The organism is Lachnoclostridium sp. Marseille-P6806 (assembly GCF_900625025.1).
GTDB lineage: Bacteria > Bacillota > Clostridia > Lachnospirales > Lachnospiraceae > CAG-791.
The window spans coordinates 536,164-562,778 of the sequence record NZ_LR130574.1; the positions used below are offsets into that span (position 1 = coordinate 536,164).

Annotated in this window: 21 protein-coding genes and 1 pseudogene; 5 read left to right on the forward strand and 17 right to left on the reverse strand. The window is 55.2% G+C overall.

The features are described 5' to 3' along the window. Positions 1-25: 25 nt before the first annotated feature. The 6 genes from E0E20_RS02305 to E0E20_RS02340 form a co-directional block, all read right to left on the reverse strand. Complete coding sequence (locus E0E20_RS02305) at positions 26-1,456, reverse strand: sensor histidine kinase (protein WP_130836437.1); 1,431 nt, start codon at positions 1,454-1,456, stop codon at positions 26-28. After that, the gene (locus tag E0E20_RS02310) at positions 1,456-2,157 is read right to left on the reverse strand and encodes a response regulator (RefSeq protein WP_130836502.1); all 702 of its coding nucleotides are present in this window, start codon (positions 2,155-2,157) and stop codon (positions 1,456-1,458) included. The genes E0E20_RS02305 and E0E20_RS02310 overlap by 1 nt, the downstream gene beginning before the upstream one ends. 47 nt (positions 2,158-2,204) lie before the next feature. Continuing rightward, positions 2,205-4,667, reverse strand: a complete 2,463-nt coding sequence (locus tag E0E20_RS02315) for an endonuclease MutS2 (RefSeq protein ID WP_130836438.1) — start codon at positions 4,665-4,667, stop codon at positions 2,205-2,207. Then, positions 4,664-6,109 (reverse strand): S1C family serine protease, encoded by a 1,446-nt coding sequence (locus tag E0E20_RS02320; RefSeq protein ID WP_130836439.1) that lies wholly within the window; start codon positions 6,107-6,109, stop codon positions 4,664-4,666. Before E0E20_RS02320 ends, E0E20_RS02315 begins: the two co-directional genes overlap by 4 nt. 840 nt (positions 6,110-6,949) lie before the next feature. Continuing rightward, positions 6,950-7,927 carry a GNAT family N-acetyltransferase gene (locus E0E20_RS02335; protein ID WP_165443942.1) on the reverse strand — a complete coding sequence of 326 codons (978 nt, stop codon included), beginning with the start codon at positions 7,925-7,927 and terminating at the stop codon, positions 6,950-6,952. A gap of 17 nt (positions 7,928-7,944) precedes the next feature. Continuing rightward, positions 7,945-8,274 carry an NUDIX domain-containing protein gene (locus E0E20_RS02340; protein ID WP_242622614.1) on the reverse strand — a complete coding sequence of 110 codons (330 nt, stop codon included), beginning with the start codon at positions 8,272-8,274 and terminating at the stop codon, positions 7,945-7,947. A 379-nt stretch (positions 8,275-8,653) separates the two neighbouring features. Here E0E20_RS02340 and E0E20_RS02345 point away from each other — a divergent pair, with 379 nt between their 5' ends. Continuing rightward, positions 8,654-9,157, forward strand: a complete 504-nt coding sequence (locus E0E20_RS02345) for a methylated-DNA--[protein]-cysteine S-methyltransferase (RefSeq protein ID WP_130836442.1) — start codon at positions 8,654-8,656, stop codon at positions 9,155-9,157. A 32-nt stretch (positions 9,158-9,189) separates the two neighbouring features. Here E0E20_RS02345 and uxaC read toward each other — a convergent pair whose 3' ends face one another. Genes uxaC through uxuA form a run of 3 tightly spaced genes read right to left on the reverse strand, consistent with a single transcriptional unit; the run spans position 9,190 to position 13,295 of the window. Further along, positions 9,190-10,587 (reverse strand): glucuronate isomerase, encoded by a 1,398-nt coding sequence (gene uxaC, locus E0E20_RS02350; RefSeq protein ID WP_130836503.1) that lies wholly within the window; start codon positions 10,585-10,587, stop codon positions 9,190-9,192. A 4-nt stretch (positions 10,588-10,591) separates the two neighbouring features. Next, positions 10,592-12,196, reverse strand: a complete 1,605-nt coding sequence (locus E0E20_RS02355; protein WP_130836443.1) for a mannitol dehydrogenase family protein — start codon at positions 12,194-12,196, stop codon at positions 10,592-10,594. Then, on the reverse strand, positions 12,183-13,295 hold the full coding sequence (gene uxuA, locus E0E20_RS02360) for a mannonate dehydratase (protein WP_130836444.1): 1,113 nt from the start codon (positions 13,293-13,295) through the stop codon (positions 12,183-12,185). Before uxuA ends, E0E20_RS02355 begins: the two co-directional genes overlap by 14 nt. A 236-nt stretch (positions 13,296-13,531) precedes the next feature. On the opposite strand from uxuA, the gene E0E20_RS02365 reads away from it, so the two are divergent. Further along, positions 13,532-14,542 (forward strand): helix-turn-helix domain-containing protein, encoded by a 1,011-nt coding sequence (locus E0E20_RS02365; protein WP_242622615.1) that lies wholly within the window; start codon positions 13,532-13,534, stop codon positions 14,540-14,542. Between the two features lie 22 nt (positions 14,543-14,564). Here the strand turns inward: E0E20_RS02365 and E0E20_RS02370 are convergent, their stop codons facing one another. Both E0E20_RS02370 and E0E20_RS02375 read right to left on the reverse strand, forming a co-directional pair. Further along, positions 14,565-15,791, reverse strand: coding sequence for a Gfo/Idh/MocA family protein (locus tag E0E20_RS02370; protein WP_130836445.1), 1,227 nt, complete (start codon positions 15,789-15,791; stop codon positions 14,565-14,567). Between the two features lie 15 nt (positions 15,792-15,806). Next, the gene (locus E0E20_RS02375) at positions 15,807-16,556 is read right to left on the reverse strand and encodes an IclR family transcriptional regulator (RefSeq protein WP_130836446.1); all 750 of its coding nucleotides are present in this window, start codon (positions 16,554-16,556) and stop codon (positions 15,807-15,809) included. A gap of 316 nt (positions 16,557-16,872) precedes the next feature. Here E0E20_RS02375 and E0E20_RS02380 point away from each other — a divergent pair. From E0E20_RS02380 to E0E20_RS02390, 3 genes and pseudogenes are all read left to right on the forward strand, one after another. Then, a pseudogene (locus E0E20_RS02380) lies at positions 16,873-17,487 on the forward strand (bifunctional 4-hydroxy-2-oxoglutarate aldolase/2-dehydro-3-deoxy-phosphogluconate aldolase); the annotation flags it as partial. Between the two features lie 29 nt (positions 17,488-17,516). Beyond that, complete coding sequence (locus E0E20_RS02385) at positions 17,517-18,542, forward strand: sugar kinase (protein WP_130836448.1); 1,026 nt, start codon at positions 17,517-17,519, stop codon at positions 18,540-18,542. A 32-nt stretch (positions 18,543-18,574) separates the two neighbouring features. Further along, positions 18,575-19,462, forward strand: coding sequence for an AraC family transcriptional regulator (locus tag E0E20_RS02390; RefSeq protein WP_130836449.1), 888 nt, complete (start codon positions 18,575-18,577; stop codon positions 19,460-19,462). Here the strand turns inward: E0E20_RS02390 and E0E20_RS02395 are convergent. The 6 genes from E0E20_RS02395 to E0E20_RS02420 form a co-directional block, all read right to left on the reverse strand. Further along, on the reverse strand, positions 19,448-20,530 hold the full coding sequence (locus E0E20_RS02395) for a Gfo/Idh/MocA family protein (protein ID WP_130836450.1): 1,083 nt from the start codon (positions 20,528-20,530) through the stop codon (positions 19,448-19,450). The genes E0E20_RS02390 and E0E20_RS02395 overlap by 15 nt on opposite strands. Positions 20,531-20,563: 33 nt before the next feature. Beyond that, positions 20,564-21,733, reverse strand: coding sequence for a Gfo/Idh/MocA family protein (locus E0E20_RS02400; protein ID WP_130836451.1), 1,170 nt, complete (start codon positions 21,731-21,733; stop codon positions 20,564-20,566). Positions 21,734-21,889: 156 nt separating this feature from the next. Beyond that, the gene (locus E0E20_RS02405) at positions 21,890-23,578 is read right to left on the reverse strand and encodes an extracellular solute-binding protein (RefSeq protein ID WP_130836452.1); all 1,689 of its coding nucleotides are present in this window, start codon (positions 23,576-23,578) and stop codon (positions 21,890-21,892) included. A gap of 49 nt (positions 23,579-23,627) precedes the next feature. After that, the gene (locus E0E20_RS02410) at positions 23,628-24,500 is read right to left on the reverse strand and encodes a carbohydrate ABC transporter permease (RefSeq protein WP_130836453.1); all 873 of its coding nucleotides are present in this window, start codon (positions 24,498-24,500) and stop codon (positions 23,628-23,630) included. Between the two features lie 14 nt (positions 24,501-24,514). Then, positions 24,515-25,357, reverse strand: a complete 843-nt coding sequence (locus tag E0E20_RS02415; protein ID WP_242622616.1) for an ABC transporter permease — start codon at positions 25,355-25,357, stop codon at positions 24,515-24,517. Between the two features lie 778 nt (positions 25,358-26,135). Beyond that, complete coding sequence (locus E0E20_RS02420; protein ID WP_130836506.1) at positions 26,136-26,462, reverse strand: putative quinol monooxygenase; 327 nt, start codon at positions 26,460-26,462, stop codon at positions 26,136-26,138. Between the last annotated feature and the right edge of the window lie 153 nt (positions 26,463-26,615).

The following is a 26,615-nucleotide window of genomic DNA, read 5'->3' on the forward strand; positions in this document are numbered from 1 at the left end:
TGCGGTCCGCCGCGAACGGCGCCCGTCAGTCCTCAAGCTCGTCATTTTTGGCTGAGCGGGGCAGAGAGAAGATAAACTCGCTGCCGACGCCCTCCGTGCTGATGAGGTTGATGTTCTCCCCATGCGCCCGGATGATTTCGCGCACAATGGAAAGCCCCAGCCCTGTCCCGGTCTTGTCCTTGCCCCGCGAGAGGTCGGTCTTGTAAAAGCGCTCCCAGATCTGCTTCTGATCCTCCTTGGGGATGCCGATTCCGCTGTCTTTTACGGAGATAAAGATCTTGCTGTGCTTCTCCGTCGTCTCGATGCGGATCACGCTGTCATGATGACTGAACTTGATCGCATTGTCCACGAGATTGTAAAGAACCTGCTGAATCCTCTCTTCGTCGGCATTCACATAGAGTGCCTCGCCGGTCAATACCAGCTCGATAGCGGCCCGGCGGAGACGGCAGGTCTGCTCAAAGGATTCCGCCACGCCGCGGATCATCCGGTTGATGTCAAAATCTCTGCGGTTCAGCAGCAGTCCCGAAGCGCTCAGATTGTTGAGGGCAAGCAGTCCGTTCGTCAGCTTGGTGAGGCGGTTTGTCTCATTCAGCACGACGCCGAGATATTTTTCATGTATTTCCGGCGGAATCGTGCCGTCCAGCATCGCCTCGAGAAATCCCTTGATCGAGGTCAGCGGCGAGCGGAAATCATGGGAAATATTCGCGATGAACTTTTTCTGGTCGTCCTCCTGTCGCGCGATCTCCGCCGCCATATAGCTCAGCGAGGCGGCGAGATACCCCATCTCGTCCTCGCTGTCGAGCGAAAAACGATAGTGCATGTTTCCGGCGGCATACTGCTCCGTCGCCGTCGTGATCCTGCGCAGCGGACGGTAAATCATTTCCGTAAAGAAGATCAGGATAATCAGAGAAAGAAGAAACAGCACCACCAGCTCCAGATAGGAGATATTCAGCAGGCTGTTCACCGATTTCACGATCCGGGAATACGGCATATGGATGCAGACATAGCCCTTGATCCGGTAGCCTCCGGTGATCGGTGCCGATACGGAGAGCTGCGGCGCGTCAAACTGGCCGAAAAAATCGCCGACCACATACTGCGCGTCACCGGCCGCTCCCGGGTCAAAGCCCTCGACATAGAGCTCCGCCGACGGGTCCACCGGCTCCGCCGAGCTCGCCACCATGCGTCCCGACGGGTTGAGAATCCAGATCTCTGCCCCGAGAAAGGTGCCGATCGACCTCAGCTGACGCTGCACGGAATCCAACGAAGTCTCGGAATTGTAGAGATCCGCCGCATAGGTATTGGCGATCAGCGTCGCCTCACGGTACATGTCATCTGCCGTCTCCCGTCTCTCGTACTCCGTGGTCATGCTCGAGACAAAGGTCGCAACCACAATGAAGCCGAACACTGCGAAAAGCAGATAGGCAAATATGAATTTCAGATACAGAGTCTTTTTCATCAGCCCATCGTCTCGAATTTATAGCCGATCCCCCAGATTGTCGTAATTCTCCAGCTCGTATGGTCGTTGATCTTCTCCCGGATCCGCTTGATATGGACATCGACCGTCCGCGTGTCCCCGATGTATTCATAGCCCCAGATCTGATCGAGAAGCTGCTCCCTCGTAAACACCCGGTTCGGCGCGGAGGCGAGGAAGTACAGAAGCTCCAGCTCTTTCGGCGGCATCTCCACCGGGCGGCCCTGATAGAGCACCGAATAGTTCGTGAGGTTGATTGTAAGCTTCGCATAGCTCACGATCTTCTCCTCCTGCTCCGGCAGGGCGGCGTTCTGCGGGCGGCTCCGCCGCAGCACCGCCTTGACCCGCGCGACCATTTCCTTGGTGTCAAAGGGCTTTTCGATGTAGTCATCCGCGCCGAGCTCCAGCCCGAGCACCTTATCGAATACCTCTCCCTTGGCCGACATCATGATGATCGGCACCTGACTTTTTGTCCGGAGCTCGCGGCAGACCTGATAGCCGTCGACTCCGGGCAGCATCAGGTCAAGGAGAATCAGATTGGGGGCGTAGCTCACCGCCGCCTCGAGCGCCGACTCCCCGTCGCCGACGATGCGGGTGTCATAGCATTCCTTGACCAGATACAGGCTCACCAGCTCCGCGATATTGGCGTCGTCATCCACAATCAGTATTTTCTGTTTTGCTGCCATCATAGTAATCCTCATGCCGAAGCATTTTGGGTGTTCCGAGGCCCCTGTCAGTCCAGCGTGACGATGGTCACGCCGGCATCGCCCTCGCCGAAGTCTCCGAGCCGGTAGGCCTTGACCCATTTCTGCCGGCGCAGATAATTCTGCACCGCGCCGCGGAGTGCTCCGGTTCCCTTTCCGTGTACCACGCGGACGCTGCGGAGGTGGGACATTCTCGCATCGTCCAGATATTTATCGAGCTGCATGACGGCCTCGTCCGTCGTCATGCCAAGGAGATTGATCTCCGCCGAGATACCGGAGGAGCGCGACAGGTCCATCTCTCCCCGGGATGCACTCTCCGTCCTCTGTCCTCCCCCGTTCCGAAAGCCGCGCTGCCGCCTCTCCGCCCCGGAAAGCGCGTGTCCCGCAGCGTCCTCCGGGATCAGCTCAATCTCGTCTATCTGCGTCTGCGTCCGGATGATGCCGCACTGCACGAACAGTTTTCCTTTCTTGTCCGGGAGAGACGAAACCGTCCCGGAGAGTCCCATCGACAGGATCCGTACCCGGTCGCCGAGCACCAGCTCCTCCGCCCGGACGTGTCCCTTTCGTTCTTTCTCCGCCCTGTACTGCAGCTTTTCATTCCGGGAGGAAACCTTTCCCCGGAGGGACGAGCGAATTCTTTCCATCTGCGCGGTGTCCGCGTGCCGTCCGTCTCCTCCTGAGAGCGAGGCGCGCCGAAGCTCGGAGATCGCCTCGTCCGCCTCCTTTTTTGCCTCCGCGAGAATGTCCCGCGCCTGTTCATTTGCCTTTTGGAGCAGCGCCTCTCTGCGCTTTTCAAAGAGCTGCTCCCGGTTCGCAATTTCCTTTTCCCGTCTTTCAAGCTGCTTCCGGAGCTCCTCCGCCTCGTCTTTCAGCTTCTCCGCGCTGCGCCGGCTGTCCTCGAGCTCCCCGAGAAGATCCTCAAAATTGCGGGTTTCCTGGCTGAGCTGCTCCCGCGCCGTCTCGATGATGTACTTCGGAAGTCCCAGCTTGGACGAGATGGCAAAGGCATTGGACTTGCCGGCGACGCCCATGATCAGGTGATAGGTCGGCTGAAGCGTCTCGACATCGAACTCGCAGCTCGCGTTCATGACGCCCTCGGTGCGCATGGCGTAAACCTTGAGCTCGCTGTAATGCGTGGTGGCCAGCGTTCGGATCCCGCGGACGTGCATATAATTCAGGATCGAAATGGCGAGAGCCGCGCCCTCCGCGGGGTCCGTCCCGGCTCCCAGCTCGTCAAAGAGGCACAGACATGCCCGGTCCGCCCGGCGGAGAATATCGACAATCGAAGTCATATGCGCGCTGAACGTGGAGAGGTTCTGCTCGATGCTCTGCTCGTCGCCGATATCGGCGTACACCTCCCGGAACAGCGCAAGCTCGCTCCGGTCCCCCGCCGGTATATGGAGCCCGGCCATCCCCATGAGCTCCAGAAGCCCCACGGTCTTGAGCGTCACGGTTTTTCCCCCCGTATTCGGCCCCGTGATGACCACCATGCTGAAATCCGCGCCCAGCGCGATGTCGGTCGGCACAACCCGCTTCGGGTCGATGAGCGGGTGCCTCGCCTTGCGGAGCGCGATGCGCCCCTCCTCGTTGAATACCGGACGCGAGGCGTTCTGCGCGGCTGCAAGAGAGGCGCGGGCAAAGATGAAATCCAGCGCCGTCATGTTTTTCGCATTGTCCCGCAGCTCCATCAGGTGCTCGCCCGCCTGCGCCGACAGCTCGGCAAGGATGCGCTCGATTTCCCTCGTCTCCTCGATTTCCAGCGCGCGGATCGCGTTGTTCTGCTCGACCACCGCCGCCGGCTCGATGAAGAGCGTGGAGCCCGTCGAGGACTGATCGTGAACGATGCCCGGCACCTGACTCTTGTTCTCGGCCTTGACCGGGAGGCAGTAGCGGCCGTCCCGGGTCGTGATGATGCTGTCCTGCAGATAGACGGAAGCACTCCCGTTCACCATCCGCTGAAGCTGGCTGTGGATTTTCTCATTGGCCTGCAGAATGCCGCGGCGTATCCGTTTGAGCTCCGGGCTCGCATCGTCCGCGATATCCTCCTCAGAGAGCACCACGCGGCGAATCTCCGAGGCGAGGCGCGTCATCGGCACAAGGCAGTCAAAGAGGTCAAAGACCGTGTCCCGCACGCCCTCTCTCTGCTCCTCCTCCGTCCCGTCCGTTCCGGTCCTGCCGTAGGCGCGGACAAGGGCCACATTCTCAAGAAACGCCGCCAGATGAAGCAGCTCCGGCGCGCTTAAGGACGCTCCGATCGTGAGTGCGCGGAACGCGGAGGAAAAATCCCTGTTTCCCCCGAAATTCACCGTGCCCTTGCGGAAGATATACGAGAGCGCATCCTCCGTCTCGTCCTGCGCCCGTGAGATCTCGGAAAGCGTGCACAGCGGCACAAGCTCCCGGCAGAGCGCTCTCCCCGGCTCGGAGGTCGCGCACTGCATGAGCTGGTCGATGATTCGGTTGTATTCGGTGATGCGCAGTACCTTTTCGTTCATATCTGTCCTATCGTCGCCGTGACCGTGATCTCCTCATAGCCGCCGGACATGCTCATGCGCAGGAGCTTCACGCGGACGGCGCTCCCCGGAGAGGCCGAGAGCACCGCGGCGCACAGTCCTCCGTAATCATTGATCTCCGTCCCGGCGAACATGGTAATGATATCGCCGCTCTGAATGCCGGCCTCCATCGCGGGGGAATCCATTTCCGTCCGGCGGACATACGCTCCGTAGGGAATATCCTGCTCCTCATGCGCCGCCTGCGTGACGTCACTCCCGTGCACGCCGAAATAGCTGCGTTTCTCCCCGTTGGACAGCTTTTCGATGAGCGGCTTAAGCTCCGTGATCCCGATCGCGCTCAGCATGTTGCGCATATCGGCCGGGTTATAGCCGGTATCGGTGATCCCCACGACCTTGCCTCCCAGATCGATCAGGACGCCCGACGAGGCCGTGCTCCCGTAGATGTCCGTGGTGAAAAGACGGAGCTTCGTGTCCGTGATATCCGGATTCGGCGCGTTTCCCGTGATGATGCCGCAGCTGATGGTGCCCGGCTGCCCATTCGGCGCCCCGATGGAAATAACCGGCGTCCCGGAGAGGTCCGAGGCCGCAGAGCTCCCGAGAGAACAGGCCCCGATCGAGGAAAGCGTCTCCTGAGAGAGCTCCGCATTCTTCACTCCGAGCACCACAAGGCCACACAGGCTGTCCTCCGCCACAGGCTCCGCCGTATGCTGCGAGCCGTCGCAAAAGGTGACCCGTATCCGGTCTGTCCCCTTGACCGCTTTCAGCGGACACAGAATGAGCTGCTTTTCGCCGTTGTCCGCAAGAATCACCCCGGAGACTCTGCCGGAGGTCTCGTAGGCGTCATTGAACCAGTCGTAATCCGAGGTGATGCCGGTGACGACCACCACGGATTTTTCCGCCTCGCCCGCAATGCTTTTCAGAAGATTGTAGGTTCTTGTGTAATCCGATATTTCCGTGGAGCGCTCCGTGAGAATCTGCCTCACCAGCGCCTCCACCTGCGAGACATCGACCGAATTGGCCGCCTGCTGCGCCGCCACCGCGGACGCGGCGGCCTGCGCGGCTTCGTTCGCCACGCTCGAGGCAAATTCCGAATCGTCCGCGATCATGTCCTCCGGCTTCATCTCCTCCCGCTGCGTCTCCTCGGGAAAGGAAATCGTGCGCACCGTGCTCTTCGGGCTCATCAGATTGCTGAAAAACGGCTCAAGGAGAAGAAAGACCATACAGGCGATCGCGCCGAACAGAACCGCCATGCAGGCCGTGATCGCCGTCCGGCGGGCGAGCTTTTTCCGGTTCAGAGGTCTTTGCTTGATCTTCTCATAGATAAAGTCCGTATCGACGACGCCGCTCTCACCCGCCGGTTCTGTCCCCGTCTCCGGCGCCGCGCCGGTTTCCTCCGGACGTCTTACGCTTTCATCCGCATCCATAGACCTGTTCTCCTGTATTCGGGCCCTGTCCTATATGCGGGCACTTTTCCGTATTCGAGCATTTTTCTGTATTCAGAATTTCCGACAGCTTGATTCTATCATATCCGCCAAACGGCGCCATGACAAACTTTACAAAGGACGAAAGCAGACCGTGAAACGGGCTTCTGACAGCCAAATGCCCCGCCGCAGAGCAGCGGGGCATTTGGCCTGATTTCCTGAATATCCGATCTGCCGAAGATGTTCCGGAAGCCAAACGCATCTAACAATTTGCAAACATGAGAAGCAGTTTTAGATGTGAATTCCTTTTCAATGTTCGCTTTTTGCTCCTCAATGTTCGCTTTTTCTGTTGCCGTGTCTAATTTGATACAACATAACGGCAGCCTATTTCTACCCCTTAACGATGAACACCCCCGTGTGCATTTTTGCACATCCCTGCAAACGTGTCCATATGCACCGTTACGGAGTAAGGGATTCGGTTTTAGGGCTGTTTGTGCGTACATTTCATTCTCCTTGTGAAACTGGAATTGATCAGTCTCATTTGGCTTTCTTTGGTTTCTTTTCGAGCAGTTCTGCATACATACCTTCCAGTAATTCTGCAATTAAATCTGTATCCTCAAATCTGTCGAATACGTGCATCCGTGTTTTTGAGTCTTCATACGGATAACGCAGTTCGGAATCTGCAAGTAGCCTGTCCGATGTAGGTGTTCTCTTCAAAAAAGTTCATTATCGCAAATGTCACCTATCAGCTTACCATTGAGGTATACAAGATATCCGCCCATCATGGATTTTATGACAATATCACCGGCTGCGGAAAAAGCCTCACGAACGTATTCGTTAAATTCATTCACTGTGATTACCCCCACAACTCCCGATTTGCTTCCACGAAAGCCAATCTTCCTTCGTTATCAGGCTCACATGACCTGTCTTTTTTTCGTGCATCAACGGAACATCCATATTCTCCGATTTCCACTGATACTTGAATCCGCATTTTTCCTGAACGCGCTTGGACTTGGTATTGCCTTCGTAATAGCCGATCCAGACCTTCTGCATACCACAGTCCTCAAAAGCATGACAGGGCATTTCCTTCACGGCTTCCGGCATAATGCCCTGACCCCAGAACGGTTTTCCGAGCCAGTAGCCCATCTCGCATTCGTCATCCCGGTCGGTCATATCGGTATGCCCGTTCAGCTTCAGTTCTATTGCCCCAATAGCCTTTCCGTCTTCTTTCAGGCAGACAGCATAAGCCTCTTTGCCGTTGAAGACATTTTTTATCACATCCAGACTTTCATCTAAACTCTGATGTGCCGGCCACCCTGCAATCGGACCCACATCGGGATCACTGGCATATTTGTATAAATCCTCTGCATCGCTTTCTTCCCAGCGGCGCAGGATTAAGCGCTCTGTTTCAAGCGTTTTTTCTATAAACAACTCCATATCCATACAGTTCCAAGTGCCTATCGGCATCTCGCATTCCCTCTTGGCATACTTCGTAAATCCTACTGCTTCATAACAATGTCTCGCACTCTCATTATTCTCAAATACACCCAAATCAATCCTTGAAGTAGCAAGGTGTTCTCTTACATACCTTATCCCAAGCCTGAGTAATTCTCTTCCGTATCCTTTTCCTCTGAGCAAAGGATCGACTATAACAAAACCACGTCCTGATTCAATTTGAGGTGCATAGTTTCCGTTTATGTCATCCCCCGTAAGCGGATACTTATTAAATCTGTCGGCAGACCACTTATATAATTCATCTTCTGATTGAAGCCACCCCGCTATAATCGGCGCATCTTCTTTTTTGAAATTTCTCAGTATCATTTGTTTAAACTCGCAAGCTATTTTATGGAGACTATCCATGTACCCTCATCGACTATGTACTGAAATTCCGTCAGAACCGGATCGCTTATTACCCGCATCAAGTCTTCAAAATCATCGACCGTATTTATCTCTAACAGGCGATTGCTTTCCACCCATTCCATCTGTCCCTCGTCAGAAGATACGACCATCCCATTAAATTCGGTAGTCTTGAACAGAAGAACAACATACCGTCCGTCCTTGATTGGAAATTGCTTCACGCCAACAAGACGAGGATTCTTTATGTCTAACCCTGTTTCTTCTTTCATTTCACGGGTAACCGCATCAACGAAAGATTCTCCCGGTTCCATATGACCGCCCGGGAGCGTATATCCCTGCCAGTCATTTTTACTCGCACACCATGATATATTCTTCGGCGTTCTCATCCACGGTCTTGAACCCGAGCTTGTCGGGATGCGCAGGGTTCACTTTCTCAAACATCGTTCATTTCCTTTCTGACTCTTAGGAAGGGGATTCAGCGATATTCTATGCTATTGACAAATGCGCCACGCACAAAGGCTATGCAGGCGTTTTTCCTATAAATCGTTATGTAGTCCGTATTATTCCGGGAACACCTTCCTTTTTTATCCCCCCACCTTATAACTTCCACTTTATAATAGGATAATAGGAAAATAATAACAGATAATTAGGAAAGAATGCAGAAACGCACACGGAAAGGAGGCTCCACTCATGGACTATATCAGCCGTTACCGGTCGCCGCTCGGCGCGATCACCCTCGCGAGCGACGGCAACTCGCTCACCGGACTATGGTTTGACGGACAAAAATACTTTGCCGCCGATCTGGCGGACGGCGCTGCTGCCAAAGAGCTCCCGGTCTTTACGCAGACCGCCCGCTGGCTCGATATCTACTTCCGCGGGGAGAAACCAGACTTCACGCCGCCCCTCCTCCTGCGCGGGACGGCGTTCCGCCGCGAGGTCTGGTCGCGCCTGCTCGCCATCCCCTACGGACAGACAAGCTGCTACCGTGATATCGCCGCCGCTCTCCCCCGCGAAAAAAATATGCCCCCCGCATCCGCCCGGGCTGTGGGCGGCGCAGTGGGGCATAATCCCATCTCCATCATCGTCCCCTGCCACCGGGTCATCGGGGCGGACGGGTCGCTGACCGGCTATGCCGGAGGGCTGGAGCGGAAGCGCTTCCTGCTGGCGCTTGAAAATCCCCCCGTCGACTCTTGAAAAAGCAAATTTTTCAATATTGACGCGGCGCCTCAGAAGCCGAAATACCGCTTTGCATTCCGGTACGAAATCCCCTCCACGAGCTTCCGCAGCAGCCGTTCGTCATTGGGGTACTCCCCGTTTTCCACCAGTCTGCCGATGAAGCCGCACAGGATACGGCGGAAATATTCGTGCCTTGTGTAGGACAGAAAGCTCCTCGAATCCGTGAGCATCCCGATGAAATTGCCGAGGAGCCCCAAATTGGCGAGAGAGGTCATATGCGCCTCCATGCCGACCCGATGATCGTTGAACCACCACGCCGAGCCGTGCTGGAGCTTGCCTACGGCGCTGTCGTCCTGAAAGCAGCCGATGATCGTATCGATCACGGCGTTGTCCGCAGGGTTCAGGGAATAGACGATGGTCTTCGGAAGAGAGCTTTTCTCCGCCAGCGCATCAAGATACCGCCCCAGCTCTGCGGCAGAGCTCTGATCCCCGATGGCGTCGGCCCCGGCGTCCGGCCCCAGCGCCTCAAAAAGCCTGCGGTTCAGATTCCGCTGCACGCCATAGTGGAGCTGCATCACCCAGTTCCGCTGCGCATATTCCTCTCCCAGCGCCAGCATGAGGACCGTCCGGAACTTTCTGCGCTCACACCCGGAAAGCGTCTCTCCGGCCAGCCTCTTCCGGAAGATCCGATCCGCCTCCTCAAACGAGGCCGGCTCATACACGACGCCCGCAAGGCCGTGATCGGAAATGCTGCAGCCGTTGTCCGCAAAAAACCGGAGCCTTGCCCGCAGCGCCTCAAGGAGCTCCGCAAAGCCCTCTATCCTCACGCCGCTGACCTCGGAGAGCTTCTTCATATAGTCTGCATAATCCGCTTTCTCGATGTCGATCGCCCGGTCCGGACGCCACGCGGGGAGCACTCTTACGGAAAAGTCCTCCTCCCGGAGCTTACGGTGATATTCCAGACTGTCCGCCGGGTCGTCGGTGGTGCAAAGAAGCTCTACGTGCGAGCTCCTGATCAGGCCTCTCGCCGACATCTCCGGGGAGCGAAGCTTTTCATTGCAGAGCTCCCATACCTCCCGGGCGTTATCCTCGCAGAGCTGTCCCCCGAAGCCGAAATACCGCTTCAGCTCCAGATGGCTCCAGTGATACAAGGGATTCCCCACCGCCGCCTCCAGCGTCTTTGCCCAGCAGCGGAATTTTTCAAAATCATCTCCGTTTCCGGTGATAAAGCGCTCCGGCGTCCCGTTCGCGCGCATCTGACGCCACTTGTAGTGATCCGCTCCCAGCCACAGCTCCGTGATGCTGCCGAAGCGCACATCCTCATAAATCTCCTGCGGGGAGAGGTGGCAGTGGTAATCAATGATCGGCATGTCTTTCGCGTAAGCATCATACAGGCGCTTCGCGGTTTCCGTATCAAGAAGAAAATCTTCCCCCATAAACTCTTTCATCGCTTCACGCATACCTCCGCAGCGTCTCCCGGACCGCATGTACGCCGGCCGTCAGCTCCTCCAGATAACCGAGCACCCGCTCCGCCAGCCCGTACTCCCAGAGATCCACGCCGAAAACAGAGGCATCGGCCAGCAGGGGCCGGAGCGGCTCGGGGTCAAAGCGCTCTCCCAGCTTCAGGCCGGACACATAGTCCAGAATATCCGGAACCATCGGATCGGGACTCAACGCAAACGTCTCCCCCTCATCGTCCACCGCCATGAGATAGCGGAGCCAGCCCGCAAAAACCAGCGGGATTTTCCGGAGGAGCGCCGGGTCTCTCCCGGTCTTCCTATAATTTTTGAGGGTTTCCCCGAAACGGATGGCGAGCTTCTGCGAGGTATCCGAGGCGATCCTCTGCGGCGTGTCCGGCATGAACGGATTGGGAAGCCGGACGTTCAGCACCGTGTCAAGAAACGTTCCGGGATCCAGCACTCCGGGGTCCGTGACCACTGGGAGCCCCTCCGCACGGCCGATGTCGCGCACGAGGCTCACGAGCTCCGCATCCCTCATCTCCTCGCTGATTCTGGTATAGCCCAGAAGACAGCCGAAGACAGCCAGCGCGGTATGCAGCGGATTCAGGCAGGTGCAGACCTTCATCTGCTCCACCTTGTCCACCGTCTCCCTGTCCGTGAACAGGATGCCCGCTCTCTCGAGCGCCGGCCGCCCGTTCGGAAACGCATCCTCGATCACAAGATATTCCGTCTCCTCCGCGTTGACAAAGGGCGCCACATACGTGTTTTTGGATGTGATCACGGGTTCCAGCTCCTCCAGCCCGTCCCGCTTCAGAAGCTCCTCCACGGAGGCATCCGGACGGGGCGTGATCTTGTCGATCATGCTCCACGGAAAAGAGACTTTCGTCCGGTCACTGACATAGGCGGCAAAGCCGGCCTTTGCCCTGCCGTTCCTCTCCCACGCCTCCGCAAAGGCGCTCATGGCGGCGTGCAGCCTGTCTCCGTTATGAGAGCAGTTATCCGTGGACACCATGGCGACCGGCTTTGCTCCCGCGAGGAAGCGCTCGTACAGGAGCGCCGCCACCTTGCCTATGTAGCTCTCCGGTCTGCCCGGCCCGTTCTGAAAATCCGCCTGTACCGCGGGCTGCGTCTCCCGGGCCGCGTTCACAAGCAGGTAACCCTTTTCTGTGATGGTAAAGCTGCACAGCTGCAGGGAATCCTTCCGGAAGATTTCCCTCAAATGACCGAATTCTGCAGCATTTCCGCTGTCGAGAATACAGGACTCGGCGATGGAACCCACCACGGTCCGTTCGATGCTTCCGTCGCTCTTTAATGTCACCAGAATGGAGTAATTGTCATTCGGCCGGTACTCCTTTTCAATAATTTCGTAATCAAAGCCCTCCGCCACGATGATGCCTCTGTCCATGATGCCCTCGTTCAGAAGCTTCTGCGCGGCGGCGGCATGAAACGCCCGGAAGATATTCCCTGCTCCGAAATGCACCCACACCGGATTCTCTTTCGTCTCCTCGATCATCTTCGCCCGGTCAAACTTCGGCAGCGCATAGCCCCTGCTCTCCCAAATCTCCCGGTTTCTCAGTCCGTTTTCATTCAGCTTCATGATGTCCTTCCGCTCTGCCGCCGCACTCCGATCTCCGGCTGCTCTTGTCGATTGCCTCCCAGAGTCCGTTCAGATACGCCGCGCCCAGCGCCCGGTCGTAGAGACCGTAGCCCGGCATCGCCGTCTCGCCCCAGATCATTCTGCCGTGATCCGGGCGGATGGGGCCCTCAAAGCCGATATCATACAGGGCTTTCATGATCTCATACATATCGAAGCTCCCGTCCGAGGACAGGTGCGCCGCCTCCTCAAAGTCATCCGACGAATTGAATTTCAGATTCCTCACATGCGCAAAATGGATTCTTCCTTTCAGGGAACGTATCATATCCGGCAGATCGTTGTTCCGGTTGGTGCCGTAGGAGCCGGAGCAGAACGTGACGCCGTTGTGGGGATTGTCCACCATGCGGGTCATCCGGAGAATGTTCTCCTTGCTTGTGATGATGCGGGGAAGACCGAACACGCTCCATGCGGGGTCATCCGGGTGAATCGCCATGTTGATATCATAGCGGTCGCACACCGGCATGATTCTCTCCAGAAAATATTTCAGATTCTCAAAGAGCTTCTCCTCGTCGATGTCCCGGTACAGCTCGAAGAGCTCCCGCACCCGGGCCATTCTCTCCGGCTCCCAGCCGGGCATGACGGCGCCGTTCGTGTCCGCGGCGATCGAGGCAAACATCTTCTCCGGGTCCAGCGCATCCACCGCCGCCTGATTATAGGCAAGCACCGTGGAGCCGTCGGGGCGGACCCGGGCCAGCTCCGTTCTGGTCCAGTCGAACACCGGCATGAAGTTATAGCACACCAGATGAATGTCCTCCCGGCCCAGCGCCTCAAGGCAGCGGATGTAGTTGTCGATATACCTGTCTCTGTCCGGCCCGCCGGTCTTGATCTCGTCATGCACGTTGACACTCTCAATGCCTGCGATCCGGAGCCCGTCGGCCTCCACCTCCTCTTTCAGGGCGTGAATCTCCTCCTGCGTCCAGAGCGCGCCGGGCTGCTTGTCGTAAAGCGTCGTAATCACGCCCGTCACACCGGGAATCTGCCGGATCTGCTCCAGACTGACCGTGTCGAACGCAGAGCCGTACCACCGCAATGTCATCTCCATAATCCCTGTCCCTCCTGATCTATCTTCCTCCTGATCTCTGTTCCTCCTGAACATCCTCACGGGCCGCACCGGCCCGGACGGCTTCCTCTGTTTCTACTATGCCCCTCCCGCCCCGGAAAAGACATTGGAGCGATTGTTGTTCACATTGCAAAGCTTGCGCTTTCGGGATATGATGAAAAAAACGCCTGAGCAGACCTTTTTCACAAACGAAACATGCTGGCAGGCAAAGGGACAGCATGGCAAACAGCGCGCCGGCGCAGGATACCTGCGGCGTGTACCTCGCTGAGGGGCGCTTCGGCATGGAGGTTCCTATGAAAAAAAATCTGCAGTCCTCCTTTCAGTCCCGCCAGTATATGCTGTCCCGGGATTTTGAGCTCTACTATTACTCTGATATCAATATGAAAGCCGTGGCTCCCCACAGCCACGGCTACTATGAATTCTATATCTTTCTGGACGGCGATATGTCCATCTGCGTCGGCGGCAGCACCCAGCGCCTCACCGTCGGGGATATCATCCTCATTCCGCCGGGAACGGCGCATTACCCTGTCGTCCACAATCCCTCTATCCCATACCGGAGGTTCATCTTCTGGATCGGAAGGCAGTTTTTTGACCATCTGCTGTCCCTGTCCCCGGACTACGGCTATGCCGCCGAATGCAGCCGCCACAGCGGGAAGTACGTCTTCCATTTCGATCCGTTCAGCTTTAACGCGCTGCAGGCCCGGGTCATCGAGCTTCTGGAGGAGCTCCGCTTCGAGCGTTTCGGAAAGGAGGAGCAGATCGCTCTGTCCGTCCGGGAGCTGGTGCTGTTCCTCAACCGAAAAATCTATGAGGCGGAAAATCCCGCTTCCCAGAAGAGCGGGCAGGAGCTCTATGAGAATGTGCTCTCTTATATTGAGAACAACATCGACGGCGAGCTCACGCTGGACGAAATCGCCGACGCCCTGTTTGTCAGCAAATACCACATTGCCCATATCTTCAAGCAGAATTTCGGGCTGCCGGTCCACCGCTACATCATCAAAAAGCGCCTGTCCATGAGCCGGAACGCGATTCTTAGCGGCGCGGACATCACACGGACCTGCCTGCAGTGCGGCTTCCGGGATTATTCGGCCTTTTTCCGCGCTTTCAAAAAGGAGTACGGCCTGTCCCCCAGTGAATTTGCCCGCAAATTCCGGCAGAAAGAGCAGGGCCGGCAGGAGGTAGAGGACGGAGGGCGCAGACCGCCGGGAGCATCTGCCGCCGCACCGTAACGCCGACGGCCGCAGGCCGAAATTACCAGCGGACGGACCAGCGCCTCTCATAAACTTCATCCGATGTCCCTGGCTCCCTGCCGCGCGCTGCTGCCTCCTGCGGCTCCTCTTTCTGATGCCGCAGCGCGTCGGAGAAATCCTGTTTTTCCCTCTCCTGCCGCTCTTTCAAGAGGGCCTCAAACAACACCTCATTCAGCGGCAGCTCCACCCAGTCCCCGGTCCACTGCGACAGATAGGCCGCATTGCTGATCCAGAGGCTGTTCAGCCCTTCTTCTCCGGGCGCGATGAGCTTTTCTCCGTTCCGGATGGCCGCTGCAAAGTTTCTGAGAATCAGGATATGCCCATCCTCCGTTTCCTCTTCCCCATATTCCTCAAAGCTCACAGGGGGCTCCGGCATGGCCTGCTCCGAGCTTCGGCACAGCTCTCTCTCATCGCAGTCCATGAGATACAGCCTGAGCTTTCCGTTCTCCGCCACCGCTTTCCCCCGGCTCCCGCTGATTTCCAGCCGGTTTGTCCCGGGATATTCTCCGGTTGATGAGATAAAGCAGGCGCTGACGCCACTCTGGTATTCCGCATAGATGGCAACATCGTCCTCCACTTGAATATCATGGTACCGGGCCGTTCTACAGACCGCCCGGATCCTGTCCGGCACACCGATGAGCCACTGCCAGATATCCAGATTGTGGGGACACTGATTGATGAGAATGCCTCCCCCCTCCCCAGACCACGTTCCCCGCCAGCTCCCTGAATCATAATAGGCCTGCGTGCGGTACCAGTTATTCACAATCCAGACCATGCTCTTGATTTCTCCCAGCCGGCCTTCCTCTATGCTCTCCTTAAGCCGCTGGAACAGCGGGTCAGTTCGCTGGTTCAGCATAATGGAAAATACCTTGCCGCTCTCCGCCGCAGCCGCATTCATTCTGCGCACCGCGGAAGTAAAAACTCCCGCCGGTTTTTCCGTCAGAACATGGAAACCGCCTTTCAATGCCGCTCCCGCTATCTCCGGATGCAGAAAATGGGGCGTGGCAATGATCACCGCCTCAAGCTCCCCATCTTTCAGGAGCTCCCGGTAATCCGAAAAGATTTTTACCCGTCCGTCGAATGCGGCCTCTGCCCATTCCCGTCTGCTCCGGCTGATGTCGCACACCGCAGCCAGAGAAAGACCGCCGGCTTTCCCTTGAAAAATACTGACAGCATGAGCGCTTCCCATATTGCCTATGCCGACGACGCCGACCCGTACCTGTTTCATATTTCGAGGCTCCTCTCAGAAATTTTTTTCTATCTCTTCTCTGGTTTTCAGGATATATCCCGACAGCTCACGGATGCGGTCATTGTCCATACGCATCACCGGCGCCGATATACTGAGCGCATAACGGGGCCTGCCGGCATAATCCCTGAGGCTGACCGCAATGCAGCGGACCCCCGTTTCATTCTCCTCGTTGTCCAGCGCATAACCCCTTTTTCTGGTTTCTTCGAGTTCATGAAGAAACTGCCCGTAATCCGTAATCGTATAGGGTGTAAGTCGGACGATTTCGCTGCTTTCCCAGACAGCCCTCCGCTCTTCCTCCGAAAGCTCCGCCGCGATGGCCTTTCCCACGCCCGAGCAGAACAGAGGAATCTTTCTCCCAATCCGTGACACCATCTGGATTCCGTCGGCCCGGGATTCCACCTTGTCGATGTAAACGGCACCTGCGCCCTCTCTCTGCACCAGATGGACCGTCTCCCCCGCCTGCTCCATGAGCCGCCGGAGATAAGGATGCGCCAGCCTTACAATGTCCGTCCGGCTCATGATCTCATCCGCAAGCTGCACCAGCTTAAAGCTGGCCCGGTATTGTCCGTCCTCCTGCACGGCATAGCCCATATAAATCAGAGAGCAAAGTATCCTGTGCGCCGTGCTCTTGTTCAGGCCAAGACGGGCGCTGATATCAAAAAGGCCCATAGGGTCGTTTTCAGAAAGGAGTTCCAGTACATCAAACAGCCTGGCCGCCACCTGTATCGGATTTTTGTTTTCCACAATTACACTCCTTGCCGCGTTCTTCGCAGCATCCGCGAGGAGAATTTCCCGCAGGTAAATTCTCCTCCGTAATCACAGGTTTCACATTGCGGAATAATACTATCATTTCCTTTCTCTTGCCGCAACAGTCAAGAAAATGTCGGAAAGGCTGCTGAATTTCCGTTTTTTCTACTTGACTTTTTTGTGGTTCGTAGTACGCTGAAATCAAATTCGGGCCATATTACGAAATTCTATTTCATATCGTGGAACAATTCTCTGCATAATAATATCGGAGAATACGGCCAGCGAACAGCTTTTACAAAAACGGAGGAAGCGAATGAACGAAATCTTAAAGAAAATCGGACGGATCGGCATCGTCCCGGTCGTAGTGCTCGACACCCCGGCAGATGCGGTGCCTCTCGCGAAAGCGCTCTGTGAGGGCGGCCTCCCCTGCGCGGAGGTAACATTCCGCACCGCCGCCGCCGAGGAAGCGATCCGCAGCATCACAGAGACGTTCCCGGACATGCTGACCGGCGCGGGGACCGTGCTTACCACAGAGCAGGTTGACCGTGCCGCAGCAGCCGGTGCGAAGTTCATCGTAAGCCCCGGACTGAACCCGAAAATCGCCAGATACTGCGTGGAAAAGGGCATCCCCGTCGTCCCGGGCTGCGCGACTCCCAGCGAGGTGGAGCAGGCCATCGAATACGGTCTGGACGTCGTCAAATTCTTCCCCGCAGAGCAGGCCGGCGGTCTGGCCTATATCAAAGCCATCTCCGCTCCCTACACCGGCATGCGCTTCCTTCCCACCGGGGGCATCAGCGCCGCAAACGCCGGCAGTTATCTCGCCTTTGACCGGGTTCTGGCCTGCGGCGGAAGCTGGATGGTGAAAAACGATCTCATAAAAGCCGGTGATTTCGATAAAATTACAGCGCTGACCAGAGAAGCGGCAGCAATCGTCAGAGAAAAGAGAGGCTGAGCACTATGTCGAAAAAAGTCGTCACATTCGGAGAAATCATGCTGCGTCTCGCACCGGAGGGCTGCCTCCGCTTCGTGCAGGCGGATTCTTTCGGCGCCACCTATGGCGGCGGCGAGGCCAATGTCGCAGTTTCCCTCGCAAATTACGGTTTTGATGTAACGTATGTCACCAGACTCCCGAAGCACGAAATCGGTCAGGCGGCGGTCAATTCCCTCAGAAAATACGGCGTGGATACCTCCTGTATCGTCCGGGGCGGAAGCCGGGTCGGCATATATTTTCTGGAAAAAGGCGCTTCCCAGCGACCCTCCAAGGTAATTTATGACCGCGCCGGCTCCTCCATCGCAGAGGCCGTCTCTTCCGATTTTAACTGGGACGAAATTTTTAAGGGCGCAGAATGGTTCCACTTTACAGGAATCACGCCGGCTCTGAACGATACGCTTGCCTCCATCTGTCTGGAGGCCTGCAGGGCCGCCCGGAAAGCAGGCGTTACCGTCTCCTGTGATCTGAACTACCGAAATAAGCTCTGGTCAAAGGAGAAAGCTGGCCGGGTGATGGATGAGCTCTGCCGCTATGTGGATGTCTGCATCGCCAACGAAGAGGATGCCGCCGATGTTTTCGGCATCCGGGCCGCGGACACCGACGTGACAAAAGGCGAAGTGAACCGCAGCGGATATGAGGACGTGGCAAGGCAGCTTGCCGATCGCTTCGGCTTCTCCAAGGTAGCCATCACACTACGGGAATCGCTCTCCGCAAGCGACAACAACTGGTCCGGTATGCTCTTTGACGGGAACGCCTGCTGCTTCAGCAGGACGTATCGGATGCACATCGTGGACCGCGTGGGCGGCGGAGACAGCTTCAGCGGCGGGCTGATCTGCGCCTGCTTAAACGGCTATGACTCCCGGCGCACCATCGAATTTGCCGCGGCCGCCTCCTGCCTCAAGCACTCCATCGAGGGAGATTTCAATATGGTGTCCATCGATGAGGTTCTAAGGCTCGCCGACGGAGACAGCTCCGGCCGCGTGCAGAGATAAGCAGGGATTTGCCGCGGGGAAAGGAGCGGTGCGTGAAAAGGCTTTTTGAACCTATCGAAGAAAACATTTACTGTAAAATCAAAAATCACCAGCAATACGGAATCGCTGTTCTCCCCTATTATCATCTCCACGACGGCTGCGAAATTTTTATTCTGATGAAAGGGTCTGTCAACTACTATATAGAAGATCACTGCTACCGGCTGAAAGAGGGAAGTCTGATGATTATCAGCCCCAATGAATACCATCGGGCCTCCCTCATTGATTCGTCCGTCTACGACCGCATTGTTATCAATATCAAGACCTCTGTCTTCCATGACTTTTCGACAGGCGACACCAATCTGGCGCACTGCTTTCTGGAAAGGCCGGTTTCCACCCGCAATCTGATCCAACTGAGCAGGCTGGATCTCCATGAATTTCTGGTTCTGGCCAAAAACCTGGAGGCCACTCTGGATCAGAAAGATTTCGGCTACGATCTTCTGGCGGTCTCCTATCTTCTGCAGATTCTGGTAAAGCTGAACAAGCTGTATTATTCTGCTTCGGCAGAAAAGCTATCCGCCCTGCCGGACATCATGCCTGTTCTAGTCAAGGACATCATGCTTTACATCGATCAGAATCTCACGGATCCTCTCAGCCTCTCTGAGCTTTCCCGGAGGTTTTATCATAATGGCGCCTATATCAGCCGACGCTTCAAGGAGACCACCGGTCTCCCGCTGAGCCAGTATATCCTGAATAAGCGAATCAATCTCGCCAAAGGACTGCTGGAAGGCGGCCACAGCGTGACGGATGCCTGCATGCTGTCCGGATTTAATAATTATCCGAATTTCTGCAGAACCTTTTCCGAGCGCGTCGGCGTCTCTCCCAAAAAATATCAGAACAGCAACCGGGCCGCTTTCAAACGCCACATCTCAGATCCAGTTTGAAATCGTCTCTGCCTGCAGCTCAGCTCTTACGCTCAGCTCCGCCGCCTTGAACGCATGCTCCTGCGTCATGGCATTCTCCGTGCGGTTTATGCAGTCCTGAATCAGTTGGCCGAAATAGGGATAACCCACCTGCCCGGTCACTTCAAAGTGCTGCTCTCCCTCCTCATTCACAAGAAAAACATGATTCGCGGATTCCTCCTCGCCGACATTGATGTACTTCCTCAGTTCGATATAGCCCTTGGTCCCGAGAACGAACGTCCTGCCGTCCCCCCATGCTCTGAGTCCGTCCGGGGTAAACCAGTCGACGCGGAAATACTGTACTGCGCCGTTGTCCCCCAGCAGCATGGCATCCCCGAAATCCTCCAGCTCAGGGTATTCCGGATGAGCGTAATTCGCGACCTGACTGCTGATAACCCGGGCATCCCTGGCTCCGGTATAAAAAAGGAACTGTTCTATCTGATGGCTCCCGATATCGCACAGAATCCCGCCATATTTCTCTTTTTCAAAAAACCATGCGGGGCGGGTGGCCGCGCTCAAGCGATGGGGCCCCAGCCCCAGAACCTGGATCACCCTGCCGATGGCCCCCTCTTCTATGAGCTGTCCGGCAAACACAGCGGCCTCGACATGAATACGCTCGCTGTAATAAACCATGTATTTCCTGCCAGTCTCCTTTACTTTCGCTTTTGCCTGCCGGAGCTGCTCCAGAGTGGTCAGTGGCGCTTTATCCGTAAAATAATCCTTGCCGGCGTCCATGACCCTGAGACCGAGCGCGCAGCGCAGCCCTGTAACGGCGGCCGAGGCGACCAGCCTCACCTCCGGGTCATTAAAGATTTCCTGTTCCGAAGCCGCAGCTTTCACACCCGAGAACACCCTGCAGAAATTTTTCACCTTTTCCGGATCCGGGTCATACACCCACTTCAAAACCGCTCCGGCCTCAATAAGACCATTGCACATGCCGTAAATATGTCCATGATCCAACGCAATCGCGGCAAAGACAAACTCTCCCGGCGCGACAACCGGAGCCGGCTTCCCTTTCGGCGCGTAATTCATACCCTCCATGCTGCTCATGCTTCACCTCCTCCGAATCTGTCCCCTGCCACATCAGGAATAATTTCCCACGCTGATTTCCTGATCGCTGTCCAGATTCGTCACACTCCTGCTTTTTTGATAAAAATGCGTGGCATTTTTCTGTATGCCCTCCAGTGTATAGTACTCATCCATCCGGTCAATCGGCAGGGAAACCGTACACTTTTCAAAGCCCGCCTTATAAATGGCCGTGATCAGCTCCACCGTTCTTCTGCCGTCCGCCCCGGTAATCATGGGGCGTCTCCCCTGCTCAAGAGCCGAGAGGACATCGTCAATTTCGCCTGTATGTCCCTCGTATTTCAGATCCTCCAGACTCTGATAATACGCATTCAGCTCTTTCATCAGCTCCGGATTGTGCCCCGCGGCGGGGAAGCCGTTCGGCTGTGCGAGTTCTGCGGCGCACGACCACGGCGCCGCAATCTTGGCTTTTTCCGCCTGCAGGACAAGTCCCTGTTCCTCTCCGTGGTGCACCACCGAGCTCGTGACCTCGGCAACCGAGCCGTCCCGGTAGCGAAGCGCCGCAAAGGAGAGATCCTCGACCTCCGAATTGTCGTGCATGACATTGGCAAGCATGGAGCTGACCTCCACAGGGAGTCCCCCCTGGAACCAGTTCAGCATGTCGATATGATGAACCGCATGATTCAGAGTGGGGCCGCCTCCCTCTTTCTCCCATGTTCCTCTCCACCAAAGATCATAGTAGCTGTGTCCCCGCCACCACAGGGAATTGATATGCGCACAGCGCAGTTTACCGGCAAGACCGCTGTCCAGAACCTTTTTCAGCTTGCTGATGCTGTTCCGGAAGCGGTTCTGCGCGATACATCCCATGACAACCTTATTGTCCGCTTCGGCCTTCAGCATGCCATCGCACTCGATCAGGCTGGGGGCCATTGGTTTCTCCACCAGCGTGTGGCAGCCCGCATTCATAACATGTATGGCAACCTTTGCATGAGAGGAGGGGGGCGTGCACACATGCACAAGGTCGATGGGCAGGCCCGCCCTCAGCATCGCTTCATGATCGTCAAACACCTGCGCCTCTCTCAGCCCGTATTTTTCCTTGATTCTTTCTGCCTTTTCCGGAAAAATATCGCAGAGAGCAACGATTTTGCATCGATCGGGAAAGCACAGCAGTCCCTGAATATGAAGATTAGAAATATTACCGGTTCCGACAATTGCAACATTGATCATTTTTATCACCATGCCGAAGCACGCGCCGCAAAATCCGCGCAGGCGGTTGGCGGCTGCAATCAAAGGCGATTTGAGCTTCGGTACAAATCACCTTGTGAAAAATCATCGCGTCTGCGTAATTTTTCACACCATTCTCTCCTGCTCTGCCGCAGTACGTCACTGCTCCGCGAATATCTCATCAAAATATGCTTTTCTTTCCTCGACGATGGTCTCCACGCCGGCATCCTCCGCCGCCTTGATGAATTTATCAAAATTGCTGTCAAATTCGCTCTCCGGACAGGTCACACATTTTACGATCCATTCAGAGCGGACCAGACCGATATCCGTCTTAAGATCCGGTGTAGAGGGGGAGGTGTACGAGCCGGAAGAAATTCTTGTGCCGGCCACGGAATTTTTATAATCATCCAGCACATATTGCGAATATTTTGGATTTTCCGCCGCAGTACAGACATTGAAGTCCTCCTCCGTCTCAAAATATCCCTGATTTCCAGTGAGGAAAAGGTCGGTCCGGATCCAGTCCTTATCCTCTGCGTTGAACTGAGAGTCAATGACCACGGGGATATTGTTCTCGTTCAGCTTGTAGTGTTCACCCTCGAAACCGTGATAAATCACAAAGCCTCCCTCCTTTGTGCACAGCCAGTCAAGATATGTCATGCAGGCCTCCACCGTCTCTGCGTCCGCCGTCTTCGGACAGAATGCAATCAAACCTCCTGCGCTGTATTCCGTGACATAGGTCTCACCGTCGTTTACATTTTTGAGCGGTGGAATCGCCACCAGATCGGCATCGGGATCATTCTCCTGCAGGGTATTCAGAAGAGAGCCCCTGAGCACATCCACGTTATATCCCACGTTGCTTTCAAAGAAGCACATCGCGCCGTTCACAATGTCGCTGTTATAGGTATCCGTGGTCATGGTGTAGTATTCTTCATCCATCAGACCGTTGTTGTAGCATTTATTGACAAACTTAAGATAATCCCTGTACCCCGGATCGTAGTAGTAATCCACGCCGCTGGAAATGGCAATTTCCCTGGGATCGGAGGCCAGCTTAGAAAATGCCAGCGACATGGTATTCCGTATCGCTGCATCATTGGTTGCGTCATTCAGTCCGTAGAAAGAGACTCCGATGACATCCTTTCTTCCATCCGGGTTATTCTTCACGATCTGCTCCAGCGCAGCATATAGCTCATCGACCGTCGTCGGCACCGGAAGATTCAGCTCGTCAAGCCAGTCTTTCCGGATAAACAGATTCGTATTCGCCGTGGTGGCGCGCCTTGCAACAATGCCGTACAGCTTGTTGTCCTGATTTCTTCCAATGTCGAGAACGTCCTCTCCGATATACGCCTTTATATTTCTGGCCTGATCCTCTCCGTCAATAAACTCCGACAGATCCCAAGTTCCGCCCTGATTGAAATAATCCTCTGCCAGCGAGTAGGTATAGGTCAGGGTGATATCGGGAGCCGACTGCGAGGACATCATGGTCTGCATCTTCGGAACCTCATCCGCTCTGGGAACCGCCACGAACTCCACCTGAATGCCGACCTTGTTCATTTGCTCGTTCACATATTTCACCCAGCGGTTATCCAGAAGAGTGGTCCCCCCCGGCGCATTGCTTCTGTCAAAAAGCTCTACCTTGATCGTCACATTGTCAAACTGCTTATCGCCATAGGTCGTCTTGTATTCATTCCCGGAAGACTCCCCGTTTTCAGCCGCTCCGCCGGTGCTGCCGCCCGCACCGTTCCCTGAGGCGCCGGCAGAATTCCCGCTACCGCCTCTTCCGCAGGCAGACAAAGACAGGGAAAGCAGCGTGATCACCGCCACGGTTTTCAGCATGTTCATCCTTTTCATAGAAATCTGTTCCTCCTTTTTCTTTTTTATCAGCTGATTTTATTTCCGCTTATCCTTTCACGGAACCAAGCATTACACCCTTTACAAAATATTTTTGCAGCCACGGATATACCACCAGAATCGGGATGGTCGAAACTGTCACGCAGGCCATTTTCAGCGACTGAGTCATCACCTGTGTCCCGATCCCCTCGGTGTTGGCGCCGGCGTTGTTCAGTTCATCCGCAAACAGCAGGCTCCGCAGTCTGAGCTGCAGCGTATATTTATCCGGACTCTGTATATAGAGCAGCGCATCAAAGTAGCCATTCCAGTACTGAACCGCATAGAACAGTCCGATGGTTGCGATAATCGGAACCGACAGCGGCAGGATGATCCGGGTCAGCACCCCGATATCGGATGCCCCGTCTATTTTTGCCGCCTCTTCGAGACTCTCCGGGAGCTGGCGAAAAAATGTTCTCATAACGATGAAATTGAACACATTGATGGCCTGCGGAATATACAGAGCCGTCAGATGGTCATACATTCCCAGTCTCTTCACCACCAGAAAGGTCGGAATGATGCCGCCGCTGAAATACATGGTGAAAAGAATCAATCCCGCCATGATCTTCCGTCCCGGCAGGTCTCTCCGGGAAAGGGCATACGCCGCGATGATCGTCGGCACCAGCCCGCAGAGCGTACCCATCAGCGTGACAAACACCGTCACCCGCATGGCCGTCCATATCTGCACCTTGCCAAGAATCTGCCGATAGGCCTCCAGTGTGAAATCCATCGGAAAGAACGTTACCCTGCCGGAGAGCACTGCATTATACCCGCTCAGGGAATAGGACACCACATTGAGGAATGGGTAGAGACACATAAACACCAACGCGGACAATGTCAGATACAGAAGCACGGTTCCCGGCGTAATCCTCTTTCGCTTTTTCATTCATCACCTCCATGCTATAAAATCCCCTCTTCTCCTATGCCCTTTGCAAAGCGGTCAGCCGAAAACAGGATCAGTATATTGACCACCGACTGAAACAGACCGATAGCGGTCGACTCGCTGTACTTTGCGTTCTCAATGCCGAGACGGTACACATAGGTGCTGATCACCTCGGCGACGCCCATGACTTTGTCGTTGCCCAGAAGAAGCGGTGCATCCAGACCGATGAACATCATTCTGGAGACCTGCAGGATCAGCATGGTTACAATGACCGATTTGATGGACGGAAGCGTGATATAGATTAACCTCTGAAATTCTGACGCCCCATCCAGATACGCCGCCTCATACAGTGATTCATCCAGACCGGTCAAAGCCGCCAAATAGATGATGGTTCCCCAGCCGACCTCTTTCCATACATTGCTGATCACATAGGTGAATATCCACCATTTGTCACTGCTCAAAAACGGGACATTGGCAATTCCCAGAGAGCCGAGCAGAAGATTGATGGTGCCATCCCGCTGCGAAAACATATTCACCGCAATGCCGGCCACCACAACCCATGAGACAAAATGAGGCAGGTACAGGATGGACTGGGCCAGCTTCTTGAAGCGGGTTCTCATCACTTCATTCAGCATTAGAGCGACAATGATGGTAAGAGGGAAGTTCACTGCCAGAGTCAGAAAATTCAGCACCAGAGTATTACGGATCGCAAGCCAGAAATTGGAATTATGAAAAATCTTGACAAAAACATCGAAGCCCACCCAATTGCTGCCGAATATCCCTTTGAATACGTTGTAGTTCTGAAACGCCATGACTACACCGTACATGGGAATATATTTGAAAATAATGTAGTACGCCATGACTGGAATCATCAAAAAATAGATCCAGCGATATCGACATATCTGCTTGCGCAGTTTCCTGCGATTCCGTGCAATATCACATGAATTATTCAAAAAACCGCCTCCTTCTCCGACTAATTTTCATTATTTTCATCCGTATTCCGAACTTTTTATGTAGAATATGTTATCTTTCCCATCCTTTGTTCTCCACTTTATTTTCTACCTTTTTTTTGCACGTCTTTACCTTTTACATAATTTGCCTTTTCCCGCCTGCCGCGCGGGCATAAAAAAAGAACCGGCTGTCACAGCCGGTGGAATTTCTATCCTCCACCCCTCTCTTCACCGCATGCGCTGCCGCAGGCAGGAAAAGGCATTCGACATAAGTAGCCTCGCAAATATCCTGAATTTTATTTCATGCCGCGTCTGTATAGATACCGTATTTTCCATAATTTTGCGGATAAAGCAGGGCCACAGGCGTTGCAGAAGCGTTTGAAGAAACTATAAAATCACAAAAAAGGGCAGATCACGAAATATGTGAAAGTCATTATTGATAAGGATTTTGGGATTGCCAAGACCGATCCGAAGCTTTTCAGCTCTTTCGCGGAACCGCTCGGGCGGTGCATCTGCGACGGCTTTATGACTCGGATCTGGCAAGCGCAGATGAATACGGCTTCCGTCAAGATGTCATGAAATACATTGCGCCGCTGAAGCTGACAGTAACTATGCTGCGCCGACTTCCGGGGCATCCCGTATCTTGATGCACAGACCGCCGTGCAGGATTCCGGTTTATCCGCGGTCTTTATCCGCGGATAAACCGGTCCTCGCCCTCCGGCAGCCCGACAGACAGATATCGCTCCACCCGCATGTGAAGATCGTATTTTTCCCGAAGTCCGGCGAGACGCTCCATCATGGGAGACGCATGGTGCGCGTCAAGCGCGTTCTGATCGCGCCAACTGTCAATCAGGAGAACTGTCTCCGTATCATTCATCGAAAGGAAATATTCATAGCGCTCATTTCCGCCTTCCGCACGAATCGCCGCCGCAATTCCTTCTGACTCCATTTCCTCGGCAAATTTTCTGGCGTTGCCGTTGATGCCTGTGTAATAGATATTCACGGTAAGGCTCATACTGCATTCACCTTCATCATTCAATATAAAGGTTTCCCAATCTGCCGTACTATAGAGTAACGACAGATCAGGGATTCTTCCGTGGACGTCCTCTCGGACACTTCGGTTTCTGTTCCTGTGGCTCCTTTTTCGGCCGTCCTCGTTTCTTCGGCT